Annotated in this window: 2 protein-coding genes and 1 pseudogene; 2 read left to right on the forward strand and 1 reads right to left on the reverse strand. The window is 67.4% G+C overall.

Annotated elements, in window-relative coordinates; genetic code table 11:
- Window positions 1-103: 103 nt before the first annotated feature.
- The gene (locus tag JCM9942_RS11865) at window positions 104-559 is read right to left on the reverse strand and encodes an amino acid permease (RefSeq protein ID WP_054659896.1); all 456 of its coding nucleotides are present in this window, start codon (window positions 557-559) and stop codon (window positions 104-106) included.
- A 212-nt stretch (window positions 560-771) separates the two neighbouring features.
- Here JCM9942_RS11865 and JCM9942_RS11870 point away from each other — a divergent pair.
- Together JCM9942_RS11870 and JCM9942_RS11875 are read left to right on the forward strand one after the other, a co-directional pair.
- Window positions 772-2,597 (forward strand): annotated as a pseudogene (locus JCM9942_RS11870) (DUF885 domain-containing protein).
- Between the two features lie 200 nt (window positions 2,598-2,797).
- Window positions 2,798-3,918: metallophosphoesterase (locus JCM9942_RS11875; protein ID WP_054659898.1), on the forward strand; the 1,121-nt coding region annotated here is incomplete at its 3' end.

Raw genomic sequence — 3,918 nt, forward strand, 5'->3', positions numbered from 1 at the left:
AGCGACTGCCCGCTGGGGTTGAAAGGCACGTAATGGCCGGTGTCGACAAACCACAGCGCCACCAGCCCGAACAGCAGCAGCGGCACCACTTTCAGCACGGTGGTCAGTAGCTGCAGGCGGCCGGCCTCGCGCACGCCCAGCAGGTTGACCCAGCGCACAGCCACAGCGCGACCAGCCCGCAGGCCGCCGCCCGTACCGGGGTGGCGGTCAGGGCGGGGAAGATGGCGCCGACGCTGCCGGCGAAGGCCACGGCGATGGCGGCGATGGCGCACCACATCGAGATCCAGTAGCTCCAGGCCACCATGAAGCCGGGCAGCTCGCCGAAGGCGTTGCGGGCGAACACGTAGGGGCCGCCGGTCTGCGGCCAGCGTTTGGCCAGCCGGGCGAAGGTGACGGCCAGCAGCAGCGCGCCGCACAGGGTGATGGCCCAGCCGATCAGGGTGGCGGCGCCATACGGGGCCAGGGTGGCGGGCAGCAGGAAGGTGCCCGAGCCGATCATGCTGCCGACCACCAGCGCGGTGGCGGACCAGAAGCCCAGGGGGCGGCGAGAGTTAGTCATAGGAATACGGCAACGGCATGGGCCACTCCGGCGCAGCCAGGGGCGGCGGACGGGCGGGAGAAGAAGGAGCGGCGGCCGCCAGGGCCGGAACGCGGAGGGGGCGAATTATGACGGTTCAGCGCCCGGGCCGCGACGGGCCGGCCCGGCGTGACCTTTGGCCCTTTCCTGGGGAGCGTTCTGGATCGACGCTGGCCACCTCGTCCACCGTATGGATACCCCCGATGAACTTCCGCCCTCTGGCGTATGCCGTCTCACTGTCGCTGGCCACCGCGCTGACGGCGTGCTCGCCGTCTTCGCCGCCGGCCGCGGGCGATGCCACCACCCAGGCGCCGCAGGCCGACAAGGCCGCGCAGCTGAACCAGCTGTATGCCGACTACTGGGAAGGCGTGCTCAAACTGAACCCGCTGCAGGCCACGTTCCAGGGCGACAACCGCTACAACGACCAGCTGCCGAACTTCGCCTCGGCCGAGTTCCGCCAGCAGAGCCATGATTTCAGCACCGAGTGGCTGGGCAAGGTGGAGAAGCTCGGCGATGCCGGGCTGTCCGGGCAGGACCTGCTCAGCTACCGGATCTTCGTCGAGGAGCAGAAGCAGTCGCTGGAAGGGGAGAAGTTCCCGACCTGGATGATGCCGGTCAACCAGATGGGCTCGACCGTGAGCTATGCGGTGATGCTGGGTTCGGGCCAGGTGGCGCAGCCGTTCAAGACGGTGAAGGACTACGACAACTGGCTGGCGCGTGCCGGCCGCATCCCGCTGGTGCTGGAGACCGAAATCGGCAACATGCGCGAGGGCATGAAGGCCGGCGTGGTGCAGCCGCGCGTGCTGATGGAAAAGGTGGTGCCGCAATTCGACGAGATCCTCACCGCCAAGCCCGAGGACAGCCAGTTCTGGGGGCCGATCAAGGCCATGCCGGCCGATTTCCCCCAGGCCGACAAGGACCGCCTGACCGCGGCCTACCGCACGCTGATCGCCGATCAGCTGATGCCGGCGATCAAAAAGCAGCGTGACTTCATCGCCAACGAGTACCTGCCGGCCACCCGCGACACCGTGGGCCTGGATGCACTGCCCGAGGGCAAGGCGTGGTACGCCTTCAACGCCAAGGAGAGCACCACCACCGCGCAGACGCCGGAGCAGATCCACGCCATCGGCCTGTCCGAAGTGGCGCGCATCCATGCCGAGATCAACCAGGTGATGGCGCAGGTGGGCTTCAAGGGCTCGCTGCAGGACTTCTTCAAGTTCATGCAGAACGACAAGCAGTTCGAGTTCAAGTCCGAGCAGGCGCTGCTGGAGCACTACCGCGGGCTGGAAGCCAAGGTCAACGCCAACGTCGGCAAGCTGTTCTCGCTCACGCCCAAGGCCGGCTTCGAGATCCGTCCGGTGGAGGCGTTCCGTGCCAAGTCGGCGGCCGGTGGGTCGTACATGACGCCGAGCGAGGACGGTACCCGTCCGGGCATTTTCTACGTCAACACCTATGATCTGCCCACGCGCAAGACCTGGGACGCCGAAGACCTGTTCCTGCACGAGGCCATTCCCGGCCACCACTTCCAGCTGGCGTTGCAGCAGGAACTGAAGGACGTGCCGGCGTTCCGCCGCTTCGGCGGTGAGACCGCTTCATCGAGGGCTGGGGCCTGTATGCCGAAAGCCTGGGCAAGGATCTGGGTGTGTATACCGATCCGTACAGCTACTTCGGCCGCCTGCAGGGCGAGCTGTGGCGCGCGGTGCGGCTGGTGGTCGATACCGGCCTGCATTCGAAGAACTGGAGCCGCCAGCAGGTGCTGGACTACATGTTCGCCAACTCCTCGGTGAGCGAGCCGGACGCAATTGCCGAAGCCGAGCGTTATATCGCCTGGCCGGGCCAGGCGCTGGCCTACAAGACCGGCGAGCTGAAGATCCAAGAGCTGCGCAAACGTGCCGAGCAGAAGCTGGGCGACAAGTTCGACATCCGCCAGTTCCATGCTGAAGTGCTGAAGGACGGCTCGGTGCCGCTGGATGTGCTGGACGAGAAGATCAATACGTGGATTGCTGAAAAGTCCAAGTAATCTGCGGTGGAGTGACCTGGCAAGGGCATCGCCAAGGCGGTGCCCTTGCCGTTTGTGGCGCACCGGCACGCGCGGCGACGGAGTGTTCCAGTCACGCCGGCGCCGATGGCATCGCGCCATGGCACAGTGCTGCGCTGTTTCCCCTTCCCCTGTGAGGGTGCGTACCGGTCGTTGCCGGATGCGTGCCCCTGTTACCGATGATGACCCTGATTGTTTCCCTGATCCTGCCGTTGATGGCGCTGTGGCTGTGGTGGCCCGTGCACTTCCTGTCCCAGCGCCAGCGGCGCTGGCATATCGGCCCCAGCCTAGCCCTGGCGCTGCTGGGGCTGGCGTTTGCCACGCTGTGGCGGCTGGATGTGTTCGCCTACGCGGTGGAGGCATGGATCCAGCTGGTGTTCGGCTGGGTGCTGGTGATGTTCATCCTGCTGCTGGTGTTCCTGCTGCTGCGCGAGGCCGGCTGGCTGCTGACGCGGCTGTTCCCACGCCAGGCTGCGCTGGCCACGCTGTGGCATGGGCGTGGGCTGAACCAGGGCGCGGCGGCGGTGATCGTGCTGCTGGCGACACTGGGCATCGGCAATGGATTGAAGCCGCCGGCGGTGCAGGAGCGCGAACTGGTGGTGCCGAACCTGCCGGTGGAGATGGACGGGCTGCGGGTGGCGGTGCTGGCCGATCTGCATATCAGCCCGGTCAAGCGCGGCTGGCGCACCGAGCGCATCGTGGCGGCGACGCTGGCGGTCAAGCCCGACCTGATCGTGCTGCCCGGTGACATGGTCGATGGCGAAGTGGAGGACACCGCGCCATTTGTCACCGCGCTGGCCGATCTGCAGGCGCCCTATGGCGTGTGGCTGGCGCCGGGCAACCACGAGTACTACCACGGCTATGCGCGCTGGATGGCGCACTTCCGGCAGATGGGCCTGGGCGTGCTGGAGAACCAGACCGCGACGCTGGACATCCATGGCCGGACGCTGGCGCTGTCGGGCGTGGGGGATCTGGCCGCGCTGCGGGCCTCGCCCTACATGCACGGCGGATTGGCGCCGGATCTGCCGGCGGTGGTGGCCGCGGCCCGTGGCAGTGATGTGCACGTGCTGTTGGCCCACCAGCCCAAGCAGGCGCGCGCCGCGGCGGCAACCGGCGCGGTGGATCTGCAGATCTCCGGACATACCCACGGCGGCCACATGCCCGGCTTCGATCGCTGGGTCGTGGCACCGTTCAACCACGGCTACGTGCGTGGCGAGTACCGGGTGCAGGACATGACCCTGTTCGTCAGCAGCGGCGCGGGGCAGTGGGACGGTTTCAGTGCGCGGCTGGGCGTGCCGTCGCG

It is taken from the genome of Stenotrophomonas pictorum JCM 9942, assembly GCF_001310775.1.
In the GTDB taxonomy this organism is placed as follows: Bacteria; Pseudomonadota; Gammaproteobacteria; order Xanthomonadales; family Xanthomonadaceae; genus Stenotrophomonas; species Stenotrophomonas pictorum.